20 protein-coding genes are annotated in these 16,925 nt (G+C 57.6%); all 20 read right to left on the reverse strand.

The window, feature by feature from the left end:
* Nucleotides 1–25 precede the first annotated feature (25 nt).
* A complete protein-coding gene (nuoN, locus tag ACR0IU_RS11770; protein ID WP_480716401.1) occupies nucleotides 26–1,468 on the reverse strand; it encodes an NADH-quinone oxidoreductase subunit NuoN in 1,443 nt (480 codons plus the stop codon).
* A gap of 15 nt (nucleotides 1,469–1,483) precedes the next feature.
* On the reverse strand, nucleotides 1,484–3,028 hold the full coding sequence (locus tag ACR0IU_RS11775; RefSeq protein ID WP_170543436.1) for an NADH-quinone oxidoreductase subunit M: 1,545 nt from the start codon (nucleotides 3,026–3,028) through the stop codon (nucleotides 1,484–1,486).
* A complete protein-coding gene (gene nuoL / locus ACR0IU_RS11780; protein ID WP_480716402.1) occupies nucleotides 3,028–5,190 on the reverse strand; it encodes an NADH-quinone oxidoreductase subunit L in 2,163 nt (720 codons plus the stop codon). The genes ACR0IU_RS11775 and nuoL overlap by 1 nt, the downstream gene beginning before the upstream one ends.
* 6 nt (nucleotides 5,191–5,196) lie before the next feature.
* Nucleotides 5,197–5,502 carry an NADH-quinone oxidoreductase subunit NuoK gene (gene nuoK, locus ACR0IU_RS11785; protein ID WP_005984024.1) on the reverse strand — a complete coding sequence of 102 codons (306 nt, stop codon included), beginning with the start codon at nucleotides 5,500–5,502 and terminating at the stop codon, nucleotides 5,197–5,199.
* Nucleotides 5,503–5,506: 4 nt separating this feature from the next.
* Entirely contained in the window at nucleotides 5,507–6,109 is a 603-nt protein-coding gene (locus ACR0IU_RS11790) for an NADH-quinone oxidoreductase subunit J (RefSeq protein WP_480716403.1), read from the reverse strand.
* Entirely contained in the window at nucleotides 6,106–6,516 is a 411-nt protein-coding gene (locus ACR0IU_RS11795) for a carboxymuconolactone decarboxylase family protein (protein WP_480716404.1), read from the reverse strand. The genes ACR0IU_RS11790 and ACR0IU_RS11795 overlap by 4 nt, the downstream gene beginning before the upstream one ends.
* A complete protein-coding gene (gene nuoI / locus ACR0IU_RS11800; RefSeq protein WP_170543431.1) occupies nucleotides 6,513–7,007 on the reverse strand; it encodes an NADH-quinone oxidoreductase subunit NuoI in 495 nt (164 codons plus the stop codon). Before nuoI ends, ACR0IU_RS11795 begins: the two co-directional genes overlap by 4 nt.
* 2 nt (nucleotides 7,008–7,009) lie before the next feature.
* The gene (nuoH, locus tag ACR0IU_RS11805) at nucleotides 7,010–8,047 is read right to left on the reverse strand and encodes an NADH-quinone oxidoreductase subunit NuoH (protein ID WP_480575967.1); all 1,038 of its coding nucleotides are present in this window, start codon (nucleotides 8,045–8,047) and stop codon (nucleotides 7,010–7,012) included.
* A gap of 204 nt (nucleotides 8,048–8,251) precedes the next feature.
* Entirely contained in the window at nucleotides 8,252–10,273 is a 2,022-nt protein-coding gene (gene nuoG / locus ACR0IU_RS11810) for an NADH-quinone oxidoreductase subunit NuoG (RefSeq protein WP_480716405.1), read from the reverse strand.
* 3 nt (nucleotides 10,274–10,276) lie between these two features.
* Nucleotides 10,277–10,681 (reverse strand): DUF5333 domain-containing protein, encoded by a 405-nt coding sequence (locus ACR0IU_RS11815; protein WP_480716406.1) that lies wholly within the window; start codon nucleotides 10,679–10,681, stop codon nucleotides 10,277–10,279.
* 98 nt (nucleotides 10,682–10,779) lie between these two features.
* Nucleotides 10,780–11,136 (reverse strand): hypothetical protein, encoded by a 357-nt coding sequence (locus ACR0IU_RS11820; RefSeq protein ID WP_480716407.1) that lies wholly within the window; start codon nucleotides 11,134–11,136, stop codon nucleotides 10,780–10,782.
* Nucleotides 11,137–11,211: 75 nt separating this feature from the next.
* Entirely contained in the window at nucleotides 11,212–11,715 is a 504-nt protein-coding gene (locus ACR0IU_RS11825; protein WP_480716408.1) for a DUF3291 domain-containing protein, read from the reverse strand.
* A complete protein-coding gene (locus tag ACR0IU_RS11830; protein ID WP_480716409.1) occupies nucleotides 11,712–12,128 on the reverse strand; it encodes an MAPEG family protein in 417 nt (138 codons plus the stop codon). The genes ACR0IU_RS11825 and ACR0IU_RS11830 overlap by 4 nt, the downstream gene beginning before the upstream one ends.
* Nucleotides 12,129–12,133: 5 nt before the next feature.
* Nucleotides 12,134–13,432, reverse strand: a complete 1,299-nt coding sequence (gene nuoF, locus ACR0IU_RS11835; RefSeq protein ID WP_480716517.1) for an NADH-quinone oxidoreductase subunit NuoF — start codon at nucleotides 13,430–13,432, stop codon at nucleotides 12,134–12,136.
* A 12-nt stretch (nucleotides 13,433–13,444) separates the two neighbouring features.
* Nucleotides 13,445–13,666: a DUF5337 domain-containing protein gene (locus ACR0IU_RS11840; RefSeq protein WP_010442771.1), complete on the reverse strand. Its 222-nt coding sequence runs from the start codon at nucleotides 13,664–13,666 to the stop codon at nucleotides 13,445–13,447.
* 30 nt (nucleotides 13,667–13,696) lie between these two features.
* Nucleotides 13,697–14,797 (reverse strand): NADH-quinone oxidoreductase subunit NuoE, encoded by a 1,101-nt coding sequence (gene nuoE / locus ACR0IU_RS11845; protein ID WP_480716410.1) that lies wholly within the window; start codon nucleotides 14,795–14,797, stop codon nucleotides 13,697–13,699.
* Nucleotides 14,797–16,020 (reverse strand): NADH-quinone oxidoreductase subunit D, encoded by a 1,224-nt coding sequence (locus ACR0IU_RS11850; RefSeq protein ID WP_170780592.1) that lies wholly within the window; start codon nucleotides 16,018–16,020, stop codon nucleotides 14,797–14,799. The genes nuoE and ACR0IU_RS11850 overlap by 1 nt, the downstream gene beginning before the upstream one ends.
* On the reverse strand, nucleotides 16,020–16,145 hold the full coding sequence (locus ACR0IU_RS11855; protein WP_255353504.1) for a hypothetical protein: 126 nt from the start codon (nucleotides 16,143–16,145) through the stop codon (nucleotides 16,020–16,022). Before ACR0IU_RS11855 ends, ACR0IU_RS11850 begins: the two co-directional genes overlap by 1 nt.
* Nucleotides 16,145–16,318, reverse strand: a complete 174-nt coding sequence (locus ACR0IU_RS11860; RefSeq protein ID WP_010442775.1) for a hypothetical protein — start codon at nucleotides 16,316–16,318, stop codon at nucleotides 16,145–16,147. The genes ACR0IU_RS11855 and ACR0IU_RS11860 overlap by 1 nt, the downstream gene beginning before the upstream one ends.
* Nucleotides 16,318–16,923: an NADH-quinone oxidoreductase subunit C gene (locus ACR0IU_RS11865; RefSeq protein WP_170780593.1), complete on the reverse strand. Its 606-nt coding sequence runs from the start codon at nucleotides 16,921–16,923 to the stop codon at nucleotides 16,318–16,320. Before ACR0IU_RS11865 ends, ACR0IU_RS11860 begins: the two co-directional genes overlap by 1 nt.
* Nucleotides 16,924–16,925 lie beyond the last annotated feature (2 nt).

Genomic DNA, 16,925 nt, shown 5'->3' on the forward strand with positions numbered 1-16,925 from the left:
CCCCTTTCTGTTTACGGAACCAAGATCAGTTGACAAGCGTTGTCGCCGCTGCAGCTGCAGCGCCTTCGATTCCGAACTGATAGAACACACCGATCAGCATCAGCGCGGCAGACCCCATCAGAGCGCCCCACAGAACTGGTGACGAACGCGTTTCGATCGGGTCCTCGTTCTCAGCCCCGAAATACATGTAGAAGACGATCCGCAAGTAATAGAACGCACCGATGACCGAAGCGATGGCTGAGGCAATAACCAGACCGGTCAACCCGGCCTCTACACCAGCTTGCCAGACGCCAAACTTGGCGAAAAAGCCCAGCATCGGGGGCACGCCCGCAAGGCTGAACATCAGGATCAGAACAGCCAGAGCTTTCCCGGGATCACGTTTTGAATACTGACGCAACGCATCGATATCCGTCACTGGCTTCCCATCCCGCTCCATCATCAGGATGAAGGCGAAAGTGCCGATGTTCATCGTCACATAGATCGCCAGATACATCAGCATGGCCTTGACGCCCATCTCGGTACCAGCGGCCAGACCAATCAGGGCATAGCCCATATGTGCAATCGACGAGAACGCCATCAGGCGCTTGATGTCACGCTGCCCGATCGCCGCAACCGCGCCCAGCAGCATGGACAGAACCGACAACAGAACGATCACCTGCTGCCAGTCTTTGACAACTCCGCCAAAGGCATCGTGCAAAACACGCGCGAACAGGGCCATCGCGGCCACTTTCGGGGCCGTGGCGAAGAACGCGGTAATGGGTGTCGGTGAGCCTTCATACACATCCGGTGTCCACATGTGGAACGGCACGGCAGAGACTTTGAATGCAAGGCCCGATATCAGCAAAACAAGGCCAAATAGCAGGCCGAGAGATACGTCGTCGTGATGCACGGTCTGGATGATGCCCGAGAACAAAGTCGTTCCGGTAAAGCCATAGACCAGCGACGCGCCGTAAAGCAGCAGGCCAGAACTGAGCGCGCCCAGAACAAAATACTTCAGTCCCGCCTCGGTCGATTTGGCACTGTCCCGACGCAGCGCGGCTACAACGTAAAGTGACAGCGATTGCAACTCGAGGCCCATATAAAGCGACATCAGATCGCCCGCGCTGACCATCATCATCATGCCAACAGCGGCCAGAGCCACCAGAAGCGGATATTCAAAACGCAACAGACCACGGCGTGCCATGTAATCCTGACTCATCAGCAGGACTGCGGCTGCAGAGAGAAGGATTGCAACTTTGGCAAACCGGGCAAATCCGTCATCCACGAACATGCCGTTGAAAGCAATATTCGTGCCATCGCCATTCGTCGCGATCCAGATCGCCAGCAACGCCATAAGCCCCGCTGTTGACCAGACCAACACCGGTGCCAGCCCATCTTTTTTTGTGTAGACAGCCCCGATCAGCGCCGCCATCGCATAGATCGCCAAAACGATTTCCGGCAGGATAATTGTCAGATCAGCCTGGATCATGTCTCCAAAGCCTCCTTAATGCGATGCAGCTGACTGGGTCGCGGTCTCAGCCGCGGCCAGAGCCGTGTCATAGTTCGAAATCAACGCAGCCGTCGAGTTGCCGATCACATCGGTCACCAGCGAAGGATAAACCCCCAGCAGAATGGTCATCACGATCAGTGGCGCAAAGATCAGCCGCTCGCGCGAGCTCATGTCGGTGATGGCCTTTAGGCTTTCCTTGATCAGGTCGCCGAATACCACACGGCGGTACAGCCAAAGCGCATAGCCGGCCGAGAAGATCACACCGGTCGCGGCCACAGCCGTTACCCATGTGTTGACCTGGAAGGCGCCCATCAGGGTCAGGAATTCTCCTATGAATCCGGACGTACCCGGCAAGCCAACATTTGCCATGGTGAACAACATGAAGACCAGCGCATAGGCGGGCATCCGGATTACCAAACCGCCATACGCCTCAATATCGCGGGTATGCATTCGGTCATAGATCACACCGACGCATAGGAAGAGCGCGGCCGAGATGAACCCGTGGCTGAGCATCTGGAAGATCGCGCCGTCAATGCCCTGCTGGTTCGCTGCAAAGATACCCATGGTCACAAAGCCCATATGTGCGACCGAGGAATAGGCGATCAGCTTCTTCATATCCTCCTGCACCAGCGCGACCAGAGAGGTGTAGACAACGGCTATCGCCGACATCCACAGCACCACATCGGTCATCACCGCCGAGCCCACAGGAAACATCGGCAGGCTGAAACGCAGGAAGCCATAGCCACCCATCTTCAACAGGATCGCAGCCAGAACAACCGATCCCGCCGTTGGCGCCTGAACGTGCGCATCCGGCAGCCAGGTGTGAACAGGCCACATCGGCATCTTCACCGCAAACGACGCGAAGAAGGCCAGGAACATAAGCGTCTGCATACCGCCGACGATATACACGCCCAGCACGCTGAACCCTTCCGACGAGAACTGATGGCTCATCAGCGCCTCGATATCCGTGGTGCCCGCATCCGCGTACATCGCAACCATCGCCACCAGCATCAGCACCGAGCCAAGGAAGGTGTAGAGGAAGAACTTGAAGCTGGCATAAATCCGGTCTTTGCCACCCCAGATACCAATGATCAGGAACATCGGGATCAGGCCCGCCTCGAAGAACAGGTAGAACAGCACCAGATCCAGCGCCATGAACACGCCCAGCATCAGCGTTTCCAGCAGCAGGAAGGCGATCATGTATTCTTTGACCCGATCCGTCACATTCCAACTGGCCAGGATGGTCAGCGGCATGATGAAGGTGGTCAGCAGCACAAACAGAACGCTGATCCCATCCACACCCATCTTGTATTTCAGGCCCAGCAGCCACTCGCCCTCTTCCACCATCTGGAAGCCGGTGTTGGACGGATCAAAGCCTGTGTAGATGCCGATCGAGACCAAGAAAGTCACGGATGTGGCAACAAGCGCCACCCATTTGGCGTTGCGTTGCGCGGCTACGTCCTCACCATGCAGGAACAGGGCCAGAATGCCTGCAGCGATGGCGGGGATGAAGGTGACAATAGATAGGATATTGTCCATTAGTGTGCGCCTCCGCCGATCGACATCCAGGTGACAAGGGCGGCGATGCCCAAGACCATCCAGAAGGCGTAAGTAAAGATGTAACCGGTTTGAGCTTTCCCGGCGAGGCGCGTGAAGAAGGGCACAACGCCCATCGCAACCCCATTCAGGAAGCCGTCAATCGTGTTGCCGTCGCCGCGCTTCCACAGGAACCGGCCAAGCGCCACGGTAGGCTTGACGAAGATCGCGTCGTAGATCTCGTCAAAGTACCATTTGTTCAACAGGAACAGGTAGAGCGGACGCTGGTTCGCGGCCAAACGTGCAGGCAGCGAGGTGTTCACGATGTAGAACCAGTAAGCCACCATGAACCCGAGTAACATCGCTACAAAGGGTGAGACCTTAACCCATTTCGGGGCTGCGTGCGCATCGTCCAGCACATGGTTGTCGGGTGCCATATAAAGCGCACCTTCACCCGGTTCTCCGGCAAAGACATAGTGGTGATCGCCGCCATGCGAGTCCTTCTCACCATGCCCGTCATCCACATGGGAGGTATCGGCATGGCTATCGTCTACGTGGCTGTCGTTCGCGTGGCTATCTTCGCCATGCGAATCCGCTTTGCTGTGATCGCCCGCCTCTGCATGCTCTGATGCCTCGGCCACTGGAATCCCGTAGAACTTGCCCACCTTATCCGCATGGCCAAAGAAATTGCCGTACCAGATCATCCCGGCAAACACTGCACCCAGCGACAGCACGCCCAGCGGTACCAACATGGTCATTGGGCTTTCATGCGCATGTTCATGGGTATGCTTGTCGCCACGCTCCTCACCATAGAAGGTCAGGAAGATCAGGCGCCAGCTGTAGAACGATGTGAACATCGCAGCGATGACCAGCATCCAGAAGGCATATCCAGTGCCACCGGCATACGCGCTTTCGATAATTGCGTCTTTCGAAAGGAAACCGGCGAAGCCGAAAGTGGTCAGCGGAATACCCACGCCAGTAATCGCCAGAGTGCCGATCAACATCGCCCAGAACGTATAAGGTATCTTCTTCCGCAGGCCACCATATTCGGTCATTTCCTGCTCGTGATGCATAGCATGGATGACCGAGCCTGCACCAAGGAATAGCAGCGCCTTGAAGAATGCGTGTGTCAGCAGGTGGAACATCGCCGCTGAATACATGCCGACGCCAGCGGCCACGAACATGTATCCCAGCTGAGAACAGGTCGAATAGGCGATGACGCGTTTGATGTCGGTCTGAACCAGACCCACAGTCGCGGCGAAAAACGCGGTCGATGCGCCAAGGAAAGTGATGAACCCGGTCGCTCCCGGAGCGAACTCCATCAGCGGCGACATGCGGCAGACCAGGAACACACCCGCGGTCACCATCGTCGCCGCGTGGATCAGTGCCGATACAGGCGTTGGGCCTTCCATCGCGTCGGGCAACCAGGTGTGAAGGATCAACTGCGCTGATTTACCCATCGCGCCGATGAACAGCAGGACGCAGATCACTTCAATCGCGGTCCACTCCCCCCACAGGAAGTGCAGCTTTTCTTCTGCCAGCGCGGGCGCCGACGCGAAGATGTCGGAAAAGTTGATGCTGTCCGTCAGGAAGAACAGCGCGAAAATCCCCAGTGCAAAGCCAAAGTCGCCCACACGGTTGACGATGAACGCTTTCATCGCCGCGGCATTGGCCGACGGCTTACGATAGTAGAAGCCGATCAGAAGATACGAGGCAACGCCCACGCCTTCCCAGCCAAAGAACATCTGAACCAGATTATCTGCGGTCACCAACATCAGCATGGCGAAGGTGAAGAAGGACAGATAGGCAAAGAAACGCGGCTTATAGCTCTCGCCCTCGCGCCATTGCGGATCGCGGTCCATGTAGCCAAAGGAATAGAGGTGCACGAGCGCCGAGACGGTCGTCACCACGATCAGCATGATCGCCGTCAGACGGTCCAGACGAATAGCCCAGCTTGTCGACAAAGATCCGCTCTCGATCCAGCGCATGATCTCGATCTGTTGCGTAACCCCGTCGAACGCGAAGAACACGATCCACGACAGCAGACAGGCAAGAAACAGCAGGCCTGTTGCGGTCCACATGGCGGCTTTCTCGCCGATAAAGCGCCAGCCAAACCCGCAGAGCAGCGCGCCCACCAGCGGGGCAAAGAGGATGGTGGTTTCCATGTTCTCTTACCCCTTCATCATATTGACGTCTTCAACCGCGATGGTGCCGCGGTTGCGGAAGAAGCAGACCAGAATGGCCAGCCCGATCGCCGCCTCGGCCGCCGCCACGGTCAGAACGAACAGCGTAAACACCTGCCCGACCAGATCGCCGAGGAAACTGGAAAATGCCACAAGGTTGATATTCACCGCCAGCAGCATCAGTTCGATGCTCATCAGTAGGATGATGACGTTCTTGCGGTTCAGGAAGAGACCGAAGATGCCGATGACAAACAGCGTCGCCGCGACCGTAAGATAGTGTTCAAGTCCGATCATCGTCTTATAGCCCCTGCCCCGGTTTCACGTCCTTTAACTCCATCGCTTTGGCCGGGTCGCGCATCATCTGGCCGATGATATCCTGACGCTTGATGTCCTGACGGTGGCGCAGCGTCAGCACAATTGCGCCGATCATGGCCACCAGCAGGATCAGGCCCGCCAATTGGAACAGAAGGAAGTATTGATCATAGAGGATGACACCCAGCGCCTCGGTGTTGTGGCGGTCGACCGGGACCGGCTGCGCCAGATTGGCCGCCGCGCCCTGAGCGCTATCCCATGCGCCAAAGGCCATGACGAACTGCATCAGAATGACCAGACCGATCAGCAAGGCCAACGGCATATAGCGCGCCATCTCGGCCTTGAGTTCGGCAAAGTCCACGTCCAGCATCATAACCACGAACAGGAACAGCACCGCGACCGCGCCCACGTAGACGATGATCAGCAGCATCGCCACGAACTCGGCCCCTAACAGCACGAACAGCCCAGCCGAGGACAGGAAGGACAGGATCAGCCAAAGCACCGAGTGCACCGGCTGACGGCTGATCACAGTGAACAGTCCGCCGGCGATGGCGCTGATGGCAAACAGATAGAAGGCAAAGACGGTCATTGATCCTCATCCTCGTTGTCGCCCATGACCTCTTGCGCCAGATCCAGCGCACGGGTCATGGCCGGGATGCCGGCAAAGACCGACATCTGACCGATCGTTTCTACGATCTCTTGTTTCTTTGCGCCCGCTTCCAAAGCGTGGCGCACTGTCTGGCGCACCGCCGAATCCGCCTGAGCGCCCTGACAGGTCAGCCCGGCCAGCGTCAGCAGCAGGCGGGTCTTGGCATCCAGACCGTCCCTGTTGACGGTGTTGCCGAACATCATCTCCATGACCTCTTTCGGCATGGTCGGCCAAAGCGCCTCGAACCCTTTGGGCGAGAAATTCTCCATCGCCGGGTTCATTGCCTTGGCCATGTCCTGAGCCTGCTTCATCATCAGCTCGAACGGATTTGTCGGGCTGTCGCTCATCGGTACGGCGCGTCCATTTCCAAATTGCGGGAGATCTCGGCCTCCCAGCGTTCGCCGTTCGACAGGAGTTTTTCCTTGTCATAGAACAGCTCTTCGCGGGTTTCCGTGGCGAATTCAAAATTCGGGCCTTCGACGATGGCATCGACCGGGCAGGCTTCCTGACAGAAGCCGCAATAGATGCATTTGGTCATGTCGATGTCATATCGCGTTGTGCGGCGGCTGCCGTCTTCGCGTGGCTCGGCGTCGATGGTGATGGCTTGAGCCGGGCAGATCGCCTCGCAGAGTTTGCAGGCGATGCAGCGTTCCTCGCCATTCGGATAGCGGCGCAGGGCGTGTTCACCCCGGAAACGCGGCGACAGAGGTCCTTTTTCGTGCGGATAGTTCACGGTGGCTTTGGGGGCGAAGAAATACTTCAGCCCCAGCTTCATGCCGACCCAGAAGTCCTGCAAAAGGAAGTATTTGGCAGCGCGGGTGTAGTCGATTTGGGTCATGATCAGCCTCCTACGCTCCAACGGGCGAACGCCCCCCAAAACCAGTCGAATTTCGCCGCGAAGGCCACGAAAACCACCCAAGCCAGTGAGAACGGCAGGAATACTTTCCAGCCCAGCCGCATCAGCTGGTCATAGCGGTAGCGGGGGGTAATGGCCTTGACCATCGCGAAGATGAAGAAGAAGAACGCCATCTTAGCGACCATCCACAACACGCCATCGGGCAAGCCCGGGATCGGCGACAGCCAGCCGCCGAAGAACAGCAGCGTGGTCAGGGCGCACATCAGGAAGATAGCGATGTACTCACCCGCCATGAAAAGCAGGAAAGGCGTGGCTGAGTACTCGACCTGGTAGCCGGCAACCAACTCGGATTCCGCTTCGGGAAGGTCGAAGGGTGGCCGGTTGGTCTCGGCCAGCGCCGAGATGAAGAACAGGAACACCATTGGGAAATGCGGCAACCAGTACCAGCTGAAGAAGCCAAACGAGCCATCCTGCGCGCGAACGATATCACCGAAGTTCATCGATCCGGTCGAGATGATGATGCCAATGATGATCAGGCCGATCGACACTTCGTAGGAAATCATCTGCGCGGCTGAGCGCAGCGATCCCAGGAATGGGTACTTTGAGTTCGACGCCCAACCGCCCATGATCACGCCATAAACTTCCAATGAAGACACGGCAAAGACATAGAGGATGGCGACGTTGATATCCGACAGAACCCAGCCATCGTTGAACGGGATCACTGCCCAAGCGATCATCGCCAGAACAAAACTGGTCAATGGTGCGAGGATAAACACCGTGCGATCAGCGCCCGCGGGAATGACGACCTCTTTCACCACATATTTTAGTGCGTCCGCCACCGATTGCAGCAGGCCGTAGACGCCGACCACGTTGGGTCCACGGCGCATCTGGACAGCTGCCCAAATCTTGCGGTCGCCGTAAACGAGGAACAACAGCGAGATCATCACGAACGCAACAACAGCAAGCACTTGCGCCAGAATGATGATGGCTATTCCGCCTGGGGTGTTAAAGAAGTCAGCCATTGGTCCTCACACCGTGGGTATTTTGGTTTCCGCGTGCGATGCAAAGGCCAGATGCCTGCGCAATCTGCGGCTGGGTCGGCGCGTTGGTGTAAACAGCATCTGCCGTCTGTACGCCACCCTTAATCTTCAATTTCACACGCAAATCCGGCGCGGCTATCTGCCACCCGGGCACCGCGTACGTCTGCGATATGAAACGTTTCTGGTTCATTCAGCCGCAATCTTCTCAGTCTTGCGGGCCTGCGCCTGTGCCGATAGTTCGGCCATCAATTGCGAGGCGCGGGCAATCGGGTTGGTCAGGTAGAAATCCTTGATTGCATTGCGGAAGCTGGCCTCGCCCAGCTTTCCGGCATCCAGGGCGACCACTTCGTTCTCAATCACCTCGTCGATGCGCGCCAGATGCGGGACGGCTTCGATCAGGGCAGTGCGCAACTGTGCCAGCGAATCGTAGGGCAAAGTGGCGCCCAGTTCGGCCGACAACGCCCGCAGGATGGCCCAGTTTTCCTTGGCCTCCCCCGGCGCAAAGCCTGCGCGCATGGCGAGCTGAGGACGCCCTTCGGTATTCACGAACAGGCCGTTTTCTTCCGTGTAAGCCGCCCCCGGCAAGATCACATCGGCGCGGTGTGCACCCCGGTCGCCGTGGCTGCCCTGATAGATCACAAAGGCGCCCTCGCCGATCTCGACCTCATCGGCGCCGAGGTTATAGATCACATCGGCCGCGTTGACCGCATCCATGCCACCTTCGTTGGTCGCATCCACATCCATCGCACCTACGCGCGATGCTGCGGTGTGCAGAACAATCAACCCACTTTCGGTATTGCTTGCAATGGTTTGTGCGGCGGCCAGAACGGCAGAGCCATCAGCCTCTTGCAGCGCACCCTGCCCGACGATGACCAGAGAACGCTTGCCCTTGATCTCATCATCGCCACCCATGTCAACGACAGTCTGCAGTGCGGCACGGTCGTCGCCTACATGGTGGTACTCATAGGTCAGATCGGCGGCAGGCCCGGCCAGCGCCACCTCGGCCCCATGCGCCCAAGCCCTGCGGATACGGGCGTTCAGAACCGGAGCTTCGTCGCGCGGGTTGGTGCCGATCAACAGGATACGTTCAGCCGCATCGATGTCTTCGATCGCTGCGGTCCCTGCATAGGCTGCTCGGTTACCCGCAGGCAGTTTCGCGCCATCAGTGCGGCACTCAACGATACCACCCTGCCCTTCGATCATCTGTTTCAGCGCAAAGATCGCCTCGACCGGGGCCAAATCGCCCACGATTCCGGCGGGCTTTTCAGCGCCTTTCAGAGCCTCGACGGCTTTGGTCAGCGCCTCCGGCCACGCAGCCGGGCGCAGTTTGCCGTTCTCACGCACATAAGGCTTGTCCAGACGCTGACGACGCAACCCGTCCCAGACAAAGCGGGTCTTGTCGCTGATCCATTCCTCGTTCACGCCGTCATGGTTGCGCGGCAAAAAGCGCATCACTTCGCGGCCTTTGGTATCCACGCGGATGTTTGAGCCCATGGCGTCCATCACATCGATGCTTTCGGTCTTGGTCAGTTCCCAAGGACGGGCGGTGAAGGCATAAGGCTTCGAAGTCAGCGCTCCGACAGGGCACAGATCGATGATGTTGCCCTGAAGGTTCGAATCCAGCGTCTGGTTCAGGTACGAGGTGATCTCGGCATCCTCACCCCGCCCGGTCTGGCCCATCTGGGTGATCCCCGCGACTTCGGTCGTGAAGCGCACGCAACGGGTACAGCTGATGCAGCGCGTCATTGCAGTGCCAACCAGCGGGCCAAGGTCCAGATCATCCACAGCACGCTTGGCTTCTTTGAAGCGGGTACCTGACAGACCATAGGCCATCGCCTGATCCTGCAGGTCACACTCACCGCCCTGATCGCAGATCGGGCAATCCAGCGGGTGGTTGATCAGCAGAAACTCCATCACCCCTTCGCGGGCCTTCTTAACCATGGGTGAGTTTGTCTTGACCACAGGTGCCTGCCCTTCCGGACCCGGACGCAAGTCGCGTACCTGCATCGCACAGGAGGCCGCAGGTTTCGGCGGGCCGCCAACGACCTCGACCAGACACATCCGGCAGTTCCCGGCAATCGACAGACGCTCGTGATAGCAAAAGCGCGGCACCTCGACCCCGGCCTGCTCACAGGCTTGGATCAGGGTCATCGCGCCATCGACTTCGATTTCCTGTCCGTCGATATTGACTTTGCGGAGGTCAGACATGGTCTAGTTCGCCCTCAAATACACGCCGATGGCGCTGTTTCTTTCAATTTCCTTCTTGCCCAATGTGCAGAAGGTTTTGGGATTTTCGTAAGATACGCCGTTCTGCGCCAGATAGCTTTCGCCCTTGGTGCGCATACGATCTTTTTCAGAATCCGAATCCACATAAGCCCGGATTTCCTTGTCCGAATATCCAAGTTTGTTCGCTTTCGAGCGCAAATCCCACATGACACCAATCGCCTTGAGCCGACGCCCGCTTATTGACGGGCAATACTCCGAAATCTCGTTTGCGATCGCGATGTAATAGAGTTCGTTGTCGATCTCTTTGACTTCGCGCAAGGGTGGCTTCGCCTCAGCCAGAACCGGGATAGATATTACGCAAATCGCGGCGACTAGTCGTATCAAAGACATAACATTTCCTTTCGTCTTGGGATTCCCAAGACGATGGTCGGCGCGCTTGCTATGCAATAACAAGCCGCCGGTCCTGCCGTGATATGCGATACGGTTACTCATGGGCGTTGGCAGCGTCCGGCAAAAGTCAGTTTATCGTTTTCGATACGCAGGTTTTGCGGTTCCGTATCCGGTCCAACCTTCCAGGCGATTCTGGAAGAACCAAAATTCTTAACGCAGAACTTGGTGGCTTCGTAGCGGCCAGCTTCACGCGCACCGTCGAAAGATTGCGAAACGCCGTTTACTGTCACGGTAAACTCAGAAGGCGTAGTTCTCTTGTTCACGTGTTTTGCGCTGGCCCTGAAATAAATGCCGTCAAACGCAACCCGAGTAGCCTGTGATGGCGCCTCTCCGCAGGCGGAGAGCAGTGCCCCCACCAAAACCGACATCGCCAAAATCCCTCGTTTCGCCATCATGACCACTCCTGCATCGTGGCTGGCGCATGCGGTATCTGCCGGTGCGTCTGGGATATCGTGTCCATCACCATCCCCTTACTCAGCCGCGACCTGAACGCAACGGTGGTCGCGCCACTTGCTGGCCTGTTTCAATTCTGCCCATCCAAAGGCACTTTCGCTGGCACCTTTTGTGCGCAACGTCTCTAGTCGTTCCAGCGCTTCTTCCAAACTTGGCTGCTGACCTTTGGGCACCCACCACATGACAAAATGTTGCTCACCGAGTATTTCGAACCATTCTTGCCGACGTTCGTAGAACTGCTTGTGGATGGTACCCCAAACAAATTTCTCAAGACTGGCCACATCTTCCCAGACTGTCAGATTTGCGACGAACTGCGGATCGCTTCCGATGCTGTTTTCGGTATTTCCGGTTCCTGGTTCACCTGAACCTTCCATCATCCAGACAAAGCCCGGCATCCGCTTGCCGAGTCCGTTAACGCGGTCCAGGTTGGCCATAAACTCGGCCACGCGTGGATCGTCGGTAGGTGCCAACAGACGACCAACATTCAATTCGGCCAAGTGATATCCGTCGGGCTGGATCAAAACGCAGCCACCAATGCCATAAGGCCTAGAATGAACATGCAGGCCCAGCCCGCCACATATGCCACTGACCGCACTCCACTATGTGGTTTTCCGATCCCGCGAAGGTGGATCACCAACATAACCATCCGCGCCAACAGCGCGACCGAGGCCAGCAGGTTCACCCAGAACGGGCTGACACCCAGCAGAATTGCCGCCACTGTAACGGTCAAAAACGCAGGCAGCGTTTCAGTACCGTTCAGATACGCGCGGTTCAAACGATAAGCCTTGTCAGAATAGTCCTGATCCGGGGTCGCCCCTGGTGCCAGCCCCTTGCCTGCCTTTGTGAGCGCCGAAAACGGCGACATGAACAATACGATCAGGGTGAAAATCACCAATGACGCAATTGCGTGGGAATATTCGGCGTAGGCTTCCATCAGGTTTACTCCGCTGCCATCGCACCCATACGGCCCGATTTCTGAGCCTTGATGCGGTCTTCGATCTCTTCCCGGAAATTACGGATAAGGCCTTGGATTGGCCAAGCGGCGGCATCGCCAAGGGCGCAGATTGTGTGACCTTCAACCTGTTTGGTGACGTCGAAGAGCATATCGATCTCTTCCAGATCGGCTTCGCCGCGTACAAGACGGTCCATCACACGCATCATCCAGCCGGTGCCTTCACGGCACGGTGTGCACTGACCGCAGCTTTCGTGCTTGTAGAATTTCGACAAACGCCAGATCGCCTTGATGATATCCGTGGACTTGTCCATCACAATCACAGCGGCTGTACCCAGACCCGAACCCAATTCTCCGCGCAGATAATCGAAATCCATGATCGCATCGCGCATGTTCTCGCCACGTACGCACGGCACCGAAGACCCGCCGGGGATCACCGCCAGCAGATTGTCCCAACCGCCACGAATGCCGCCGCAATGGGTCTCGATCAGGTCTTCAAAGGAGATCGACATCGCTTCCTCGACGACACAGGGGTTGTTCACATGGCCCGAGATCGCAAACAGCTTTGTGCCCGCGTTATTCTGACGGCCAAAGCCTGCGAACCAGTCGGCGCCACGCCGCAGGATGGTCGGCACAACGGCAATCGATTCCACATTGTTCACCGTGGTCGGGCAACCATAAAGGCCCGCGCCTGCCGGGAACGGAGGCTTCATCCGCGGCATGCCCTTCTTGCCCTCAAGGCTTTCAATCAGAGCTGTTTCCTCGCCGCAGATATACGCGCCCGCCCCGTGATGCAGGAACAAGTCGAAATCCCAGCCCGAGCCTGCAGCGTTCTTGCCAAGCAGACCCGCGTCATAAGCCTCATCAATCGCAGCCTGCAGCGCCTCACGCTCGCGGATGTATTCGCCGCGCAGGTATATATAGCAGGTATGCGCGTTCATCGAGAAAGAGGCGATCAGGCACCCCTCGATCAGCGTGTGCGGATCATGACGCATAATCTCGCGGTCTTTGCAGGTGCCCGGCTCGGATTCATCCGCGTTCACAACCAGATAGGCCGGACGTCCGTCGCTTTCTTTGGGCATGAACGACCATTTCAAGCCGGTAGGGAAGCCCGCCCCGCCGCGACCGCGCAGCCCCGAATCCTTCATCGTCTGGATGATCCAGTCACGGCCATTTTTGATCAGGCCAGCTGTGCCGTCCCAATGCCCGCGGACTTGCGCGCCTTTCAGCGTGCGCTCATGCATCCCGTAGATGTTGGTAAAGATCCGGTCCTGATCCTTCAGCATCATGTCTTACCTTCAGCTGTCCTGACGCATGCGCCAGAGTTGAAATATGTTCACACCTGCATAGATGAATCCCGCAAGAGCAGCGAAATCAAACAGCAGCGCATAGCGCCCCGGCAAACCCATTGCGGGGCCTATGAACAAGGTCATGCCAAGCCAAAGCACCATCGTCACGGCGATGACGATGCCTATGTGACGACCCTTGCGGGCTATGGCGTGTTCCCTGTCTTTATCCATCTCGTCCTGGTGCCTCGCACGGGCACCTGCTTAGTCCTCGTAAGTGCCATCTTCCTTGGCACGTTTAGCGAACTCAGTTTCCTCACCAGCTGCCAGTTTCGCAGCCTGTTCGATCCATCCGTCCCGTTCGATCCGGCCTTTGAATTTCAGGCGCGTGTCGACCCAGGCCACATGCTCTGATGTCCATGCGGCAATCTGATCGAAGTGGAAAAAGCCCAGCTCGTTCAGGGTTTCTTCCAGCTTTGGACCTACGCCCTTCAGCATTTTCAGATCATCAGGCTTGCCATCCCGCGCACCAGACAGCGTTTCGGGCTGTTCCTCTTTCGCCGCTTTCGCCTCAGCTGCCTGTTTCACTGCAGGTTTCGCAGGGGCTGGCGCTTTTGGCGGTTTCGGAGAAGCTTTAGTTGCAGCAGCTTTGCCATCCTTACCCAGCCACGGGGTCAGGATTGGAACCTCGGTTCCGTCAATACGCTTGACGGTATCGCCCAGTTCGCTCGCAAGCTGAACACTGGCGTTGTATTGCGTCCGGCCACTGTCATACTCAGTCAGGCTGGTCAGCCCTTTCAGAGGTTCCGCCGCATACCGACCATTCTGCGGACCCGGAGTTGGCACTTTGCCCGCCACCAGATCATCAAGAATCTTGCCAAAGCTCTCGGTCGTCAGATCTTCGTAGTAATCCTTGCCGATCTGCGCCATCGGAGCGTTTGTGCAGGAGCCGAGGCATTCCACCTCTTCCCAACTTAGTTTACCATCAGCGGACAGTTCATGAGGTTTTGCTGCGATCTTGTCCTTGCATACCGCAATCAGATCCTCGGCCCCGCAGATCATGCAGGATGTCGTGCCGCACACCTGAATATGCGCGACCGAACCAACCGGCTGCAGTTGGAACATGAAGTAGAACGAAGCAACCTCAAGCACGCGGATATAGGCCATTCCAAGCATGTCGGCGACGGATTCGATCGCCGGACGGCTCAGCCACCCCTCCTGCTCTTGCGCGCGCCACAGTAGCGGGATGACCGCGCTGGCCTGACGCCCCTCGGGATATTTGGTTATTTGCGCTTCGGCCCATTGCTGGTTAGCAGCGGTGAAGGCGAAACTTTCGGGTTGTTCGGCGTGAAGACGGCGGAGCATTAGCGGTCAATCTCTCCAAATACGACGTCCATGGTACCGATAATCGCGGCGACGTCGGCCAGTTGGTGGCCTCCGGCAACGTGGTCCATGGCTTGTAGATGCAGGAACCCCGGCGCGCGGAGTTTAGCGCGATAGGGTTTGTTGGTGCCGTCGGCGACCAGATAGACGCCGAATTCGCCCTTGGGGGCCTCGACGGCGGCGTAGACTTCGCCCGCGGGGACGTGGAAGCCTTCGGTATAAAGCTTGAAGTGATGGATCAGGCTCTCCATCGAGGTCTTCATATCCGAGCGTTTCGGCGGGGTGATCTTGCCGCGTGCCAGAACGTCGCCTGGGCAGTCGCGAATTTTGGCGATGGCCTGGCGGATGATCAGCAGCGACTGGCGCATCTCTTCCATGCGCACCAGATAGCGATCGTAGCAGTCACCGTTCTTGCCGACGGGGATCTGAAACTCGAACTCGTCATAGCATTCATAGGGCTGCGCGCGACGCAGGTCCCATGCAAGACCCGAGCCACGGACCATCACGCCCGAGAAGCCGTATTTTTGAATGTCATCCTCGGTCACCACACCGATGTCGGCATTACGCTGTTTGAAGATGCGGTTTTCGGTCAGCAGCCCGTCAATGTCGTCCAGAACGGCAGGGAACTCGTGGCTCCAAGCTTCGATATCGTCCAGCAGCTCGGTCGGCAGGTCTTGGTGCACCCCACCGGGGCGGAAATAGGCAGCGTGCAGACGGGCACCGCAGGCACGCTCGTAGAACACCATCAGCTTTTCACGTTCTTCAAAGCCCCAAAGCGGTGGGGTCAGCGCGCCGACGTCCATGGCCTGAGTGGTCACGTTCAACAGGTGGTTAAGAATACGGCCGATCTCGGAATAGAGGACCCGGATCAGAGAACCGCGACGTGGTACTTCCACACCGGTCAGCTTTTCAATGGCCAAACACCAGGCGTGTTCCTGGTTCATCGGCGCGACGTAATCCAGACGATCGAAATACGGCAGGTTCTGCAGATACGTCCGGCTCTCCATCAGCTTTTCGGTGCCACGGTGCAGCAGGCCGATATGCGGGTCGCAGCGCTCGACAATCTCGCCGTCCAGCTCAAGCACAAGACGCAAAACCCCGTGCGCCGCAGGGTGTTGCGGGCCGAAGTTGATGTTGAAGTTGCGGATCTTCTGTTCCCCGCTCAGCGCGTCCGTGCTGCCGTCATCGTATCTTGAGCCGTCCATCAACGCCCTCGTTTCTTCTTCGCTTCGGCCCGAACCCGGACCTTTTCCGCATCAGCCGCTTTGGCAGCGGCCCCGGCCAGCAGAACCCCCAGCGCCCCCAACGCGATCAGTTCCCCCAGACCCATCAGCGGCGCTCCAACTCTTGCAGTTTAAGCCCGACCCACCACAGCAACGCGATCGTGCCGAAAGGAACCAGACAGAGCAGGCACCAGTATTTGTTGATCCCGAAAAACGGCAATATCTTCACCATCGGAATGATGGTCAGTGCAGACAGGATCAGCCACCAGATGCCACCCATTATTCAGTCTCCTGTTTTTCATCCCCCGGAAGAATGTAGTTCGCACCTTCCCACGGGGACATGAAATCAAACTGACGGTATTCCTGCACCAGCGACACAGGTTCATAGACCACGCGCTTTTGAGCCTCGTCGTAGCGAACTTCGGTATAACCGGTGGTCGGAAAATCCTTGCGCAGCGGATAGCCGCGGAACCCATAGTCGGTCAGGATGCGCCGTAGGTCCGGATGGCCCGAGAATAGAATCCCGAACATATCGAACACCTCACGCTCGAACCAGTTGGCCGAGGGGTGAACGTCAACGATCGAGGGCACCATGTCATCCTCGCGGATCGAAACCCGCAGGCGGATGCGCTGGTTCTGGTACATCGAGAGGAAGTGATAAACCACGTCAAACCGCTTGGCGCGTTCGGGGTAGTCGACACCGGTAATGTCCACCAGCGTTGAGAACTGGCAACTGCGGTCAGACTTCAGGAATTCGATGAATTCCACAAGATTCGACGGGGCCACATCGACGTTCAGCTCACCATGCGTCACGTCCCAGGACAGAACGCAATCGGTTCGTTTTAGCTCCAACTGCGCGCCGAGTTCTTTGAGTGCTTCGCTCATCT

The sequence above is a fragment of the Ruegeria sp. CL5 genome (genome assembly GCF_056536485.1).

Bases quoted from the DNA above. Each gene is read 5' to 3' on its own strand.
- nuoN (WP_480716401.1), bottom strand. From the start codon at position 1,468: ATGATCCAGGCTGATCTGACAATTATCCTGCCGGAAATCGTTTTGGCG.
- ACR0IU_RS11775 (WP_170543436.1), bottom strand. From the start codon at position 3,028: ATGGACAATATCCTATCTATTGTCACCTTCATCCCCGCCATCGCTGCA.
- nuoL (WP_480716402.1), bottom strand. From the start codon at position 5,190: ATGGAAACCACCATCCTCTTTGCCCCGCTGGTGGGCGCGCTGCTCTGC.
- nuoK (WP_005984024.1), bottom strand. From the start codon at position 5,502: ATGATCGGACTTGAACACTATCTTACGGTCGCGGCGACGCTGTTTGTC.
- ACR0IU_RS11790 (WP_480716403.1), bottom strand. From the start codon at position 6,109: ATGACCGTCTTTGCCTTCTATCTGTTTGCCATCAGCGCCATCGCCGGC.
- ACR0IU_RS11795 (WP_480716404.1), bottom strand. From the start codon at position 6,516: ATGAGCGACAGCCCGACAAATCCGTTCGAGCTGATGATGAAGCAGGCT.
- nuoI (WP_170543431.1), bottom strand. From the start codon at position 7,007: ATGACCCAAATCGACTACACCCGCGCTGCCAAATACTTCCTTTTGCAG.
- nuoH (WP_480575967.1), bottom strand. From the start codon at position 8,047: ATGGCTGACTTCTTTAACACCCCAGGCGGAATAGCCATCATCATTCTG.
- nuoG (WP_480716405.1), bottom strand. From the start codon at position 10,273: ATGTCTGACCTCCGCAAAGTCAATATCGACGGACAGGAAATCGAAGTC.
- ACR0IU_RS11815 (WP_480716406.1), bottom strand. From the start codon at position 10,681: ATGTCTTTGATACGACTAGTCGCCGCGATTTGCGTAATATCTATCCCG.
- ACR0IU_RS11820 (WP_480716407.1), bottom strand. From the start codon at position 11,136: ATGATGGCGAAACGAGGGATTTTGGCGATGTCGGTTTTGGTGGGGGCA.
- ACR0IU_RS11830 (WP_480716409.1), bottom strand. From the start codon at position 12,128: ATGGAAGCCTACGCCGAATATTCCCACGCAATTGCGTCATTGGTGATT.
- nuoF (WP_480716517.1), bottom strand. From the start codon at position 13,432: ATGCTGAAGGATCAGGACCGGATCTTTACCAACATCTACGGGATGCAT.
- ACR0IU_RS11840 (WP_010442771.1), bottom strand. From the start codon at position 13,666: ATGGATAAAGACAGGGAACACGCCATAGCCCGCAAGGGTCGTCACATA.
- nuoE (WP_480716410.1), bottom strand. From the start codon at position 14,797: ATGCTCCGCCGTCTTCACGCCGAACAACCCGAAAGTTTCGCCTTCACC.
- ACR0IU_RS11850 (WP_170780592.1), bottom strand. From the start codon at position 16,020: ATGGACGGCTCAAGATACGATGACGGCAGCACGGACGCGCTGAGCGGG.
- ACR0IU_RS11855 (WP_255353504.1), bottom strand. From the start codon at position 16,145: ATGGGTCTGGGGGAACTGATCGCGTTGGGGGCGCTGGGGGTTCTGCTG.
- ACR0IU_RS11860 (WP_010442775.1), bottom strand. From the start codon at position 16,318: ATGGGTGGCATCTGGTGGCTGATCCTGTCTGCACTGACCATCATTCCG.
- ACR0IU_RS11865 (WP_170780593.1), bottom strand. From the start codon at position 16,923: ATGAGCGAAGCACTCAAAGAACTCGGCGCGCAGTTGGAGCTAAAACGA.